Annotated in this window: 4 protein-coding genes; 1 reads left to right on the forward strand and 3 read right to left on the reverse strand. The window is 62.7% G+C overall.

Annotation, left to right across the window (positions count from 1 at the left end):
• The coding region (locus EN935_RS30935; RefSeq protein WP_164771490.1) for a DnaJ domain-containing protein at nt 1–180 on the reverse strand (180 nt) is incomplete at its 3' end.
• 255 nt (nt 181–435) lie between these two features.
• Nucleotides 436–897 carry an RT0821/Lpp0805 family surface protein gene (locus EN935_RS30940; RefSeq protein ID WP_109662207.1) on the reverse strand — a complete coding sequence of 154 codons (462 nt, stop codon included), beginning with the start codon at nt 895–897 and terminating at the stop codon, nt 436–438.
• A 41-nt stretch (nt 898–938) separates the two neighbouring features.
• Here EN935_RS30940 and pdxH point away from each other — a divergent pair, with 41 nt between their 5' ends.
• A complete protein-coding gene (pdxH, locus tag EN935_RS30945) occupies nt 939–1,556 on the forward strand; it encodes a pyridoxamine 5'-phosphate oxidase (protein WP_109662205.1) in 618 nt (205 codons plus the stop codon).
• Nucleotides 1,557–1,565: 9 nt separating this feature from the next.
• On the opposite strand, the gene EN935_RS30950 is transcribed toward pdxH, so the two are convergent.
• Complete coding sequence (locus tag EN935_RS30950) at nt 1,566–2,318, reverse strand: crotonase/enoyl-CoA hydratase family protein (protein ID WP_127262405.1); 753 nt, start codon at nt 2,316–2,318, stop codon at nt 1,566–1,568.
• Nucleotides 2,319–2,488 lie beyond the last annotated feature (170 nt).

Consider the following 2,488-nt stretch of genomic DNA (forward strand, 5'->3'; position numbering starts at 1 on the left):
ATTCTTCTCGTCGCCGACGATCTCGTAGGCCTGGTTGGCCGCGGCAAAACGGTCCTTCGCCTTGGGATCATTCGGATTTTGGTCCGGATGATGCTTCTTGGCGAGTTTCCGGTATGCCGATTTTATGTCCTTGGCCGATGCGTTCTTGGCAACGCCCAGCACCTCATAGGGGTCGCGCATGCTTACTGCCCTGGAGAAGAGTTGAGTCTCTGGTTGCCTCCTATATGCGCTCGCATAGGAAGAAATTCCAGTGCTGGAGCAGCATATCAAAGGCGGAAAATCAGCGCCTGATCCGAAAGTCGGCGGCTGAGGATTGGTGAGGGATTTTTGTCGAGCCGGAAGAAGCCGATCGCAGCCGGGATGTCGGCAAGGTTGGCGACGTACTCGGCGGCGAAAGGACCCGCCGAGCCGACCCGATCGACTTTCGGATCAGGCTCAGAGCGCCTTGAAGTCCTGCATGCGCCAGCCGCCGGCGCTGGCCAAGCACAGCTCGCCTTCGAACATGGCAACGCCATCAAAGCTTTCGCGCGAGGCCTTGAAGCGACGGCATGTCTGGCCGTTGTCCTTCAATTCCGCCAGCCCGGTGATGGAGCCGCGTGACCCCGTACCGGCATTGGCCCACGGCACGGCCTGTCCGCCGAGTTGCTCGATGTCGGCCGAGGACACGGCGTTGCCGATCGTCGTCTGGTCGGAGTCGCGATCCGAACTGGCCGGTGTCGCCGAGACCGATGTGCTGCTGGTCAGGATCGAGCGGTCGACTTCGGCCTTTTCCAGGCTGAAGCCACCGGCGCCGCAGGCGGCAAGCGGCAAGGCGACTGCCACGATCACGGCTTTCGTGCTGGCCGAAGCGATAACGCCCCATTGCCTGCTGTCAAAAGCTTGCGCGATACGCGACAATCTGCAACCTCCCCTGCTCCCGTGACAATTTGAGAAAAACTATGAGTGACACAGAGTTAACAAGCAGTGACTTTACCGAGGCAGCCGAGCCGTTTCGTCTCTTTGCCGCATGGCTGGACGACGCCACGAAAAGCGAGCCGAACGACCCCAACGGCGTGGCGCTGGCGACCGTCGATGCCGACGGCATGCCGGATGTGCGTATGGTGTTGCTCAAGGGCTTCGATGAAGGCGGGTTTGTCTTCTACACGAATTTCGAGAGCGCCAAGGGCCAGGAGATTCTTGGCAGCATGAAGGCGGCGATGTGCTTCCATTGGAAATCGCTGCGCCGGCAAGTGCGCATTCGCGGCCCGGTGGAGATCGTCAGCGACGCCGAAGCCGATGCCTACTATGCGACGCGGCCGCGCGGCAGCCGCATCGGCGCCTGGGCCTCGAAACAGTCGCGCCCGCTGGAAAGCCGCTTTGCGCTGGAAAAGGCGGTGGCCGAATACACCGCACGCCACGCGATCGGCGAGATCCCGCGGCCAAAGCACTGGTCGGGCTTCCGCATCGTGCCGCAGACGATCGAATTCTGGCACGACAGGCCGTTCCGACTGCATGACCGTGTCGTCTTTTCCCGCGATGCGAAAGGCGGCTGGGACAAGACGAGGCTTTATCCCTGAAGGAAAGGCTCAGGCCTTTTTTCTCGTCATGAACGCCGTGAGTGCTGCGCGCGCCTCATCGGATTTCAGCCGCTCACGGAAATGCTCGCTTTCCTCGCCGATGCGGGCGACGAGGTCGTCGCGCGAGCCGCGCATCAGGTCGCGGGCGATCTTCAGCGCTTGCGGCGGCTTGGCCGCGATCTGGCCGGCCGCCGCCAAGACCGAGGCTTCAAGCGCTGCTTCCTCGACCACCTCGTAGATCAAGCCGGCAGCCTTCGCGCGCTCGGCCGATAAGCCCTCGCCGAGACCGAGCAGCGCGAAAGCAGCTTGCTGTCCCAGGATCCGCGGCGCCAGAAGGCTCGATCCCGCCTCGGGCACCAGGCCGAGATCGACGAACGGCGTCCTGAAGACGGTGCGCTGTGTGGCGAAAGTCAGGTCGCAATGCAGGTTGAGCGTCGTGCCGATGCCGACCGCGATGCCATCGACGCCGGACACGATGGGTTTTTCGACCCTGGCCAGCGCCATCAGGAAATCCCAGACCTCGGTGCCGCCATCGCCGCCGGTGGCGACGATCATGAAATCGGCAAGGTCGTTGCCGGAGGAGAAGGCGCCGGGCACGCCAAGGAACACATGGACGCGGATCGCAGGATCGGCGTCGCCCTCGGCAAGAGCAGCCGACATTTTCGCATACATGGCGCGCGTCAGCGCGTTCTTCTTGTCCGGCCGGTTAATACGGATGATCTGGATGGCGCCGTGGCGCTCGACGAGGATGTGGTCTGTCACGGTCTTTTCCTTGTGAACGTCAGGCGGAAATCAGCGTTTTGCCGGCAACGGCAAGACTCTCGGCGCCATCGACAACGCGCTCCTTCAAGGCACTGACCTCGCCGAGCAGGTTTTCGGCGAAGAAGCGGCAAAGCGCGATGCGGTTGTGATCGGCAAGCGCGCCCTGCGCC

This window comes from Mesorhizobium sp. M7D.F.Ca.US.004.03.1.1, assembly GCF_003998635.1.
Lineage (GTDB): Bacteria > Pseudomonadota > Alphaproteobacteria > Rhizobiales > Rhizobiaceae > Mesorhizobium > Mesorhizobium loti.

Bases quoted from the DNA above. Each gene is read 5' to 3' on its own strand.
- pdxH (WP_109662205.1), top strand. From the start codon at position 939: ATGAGTGACACAGAGTTAACAAGCAGTGACTTTACCGAGGCAGCCGAG.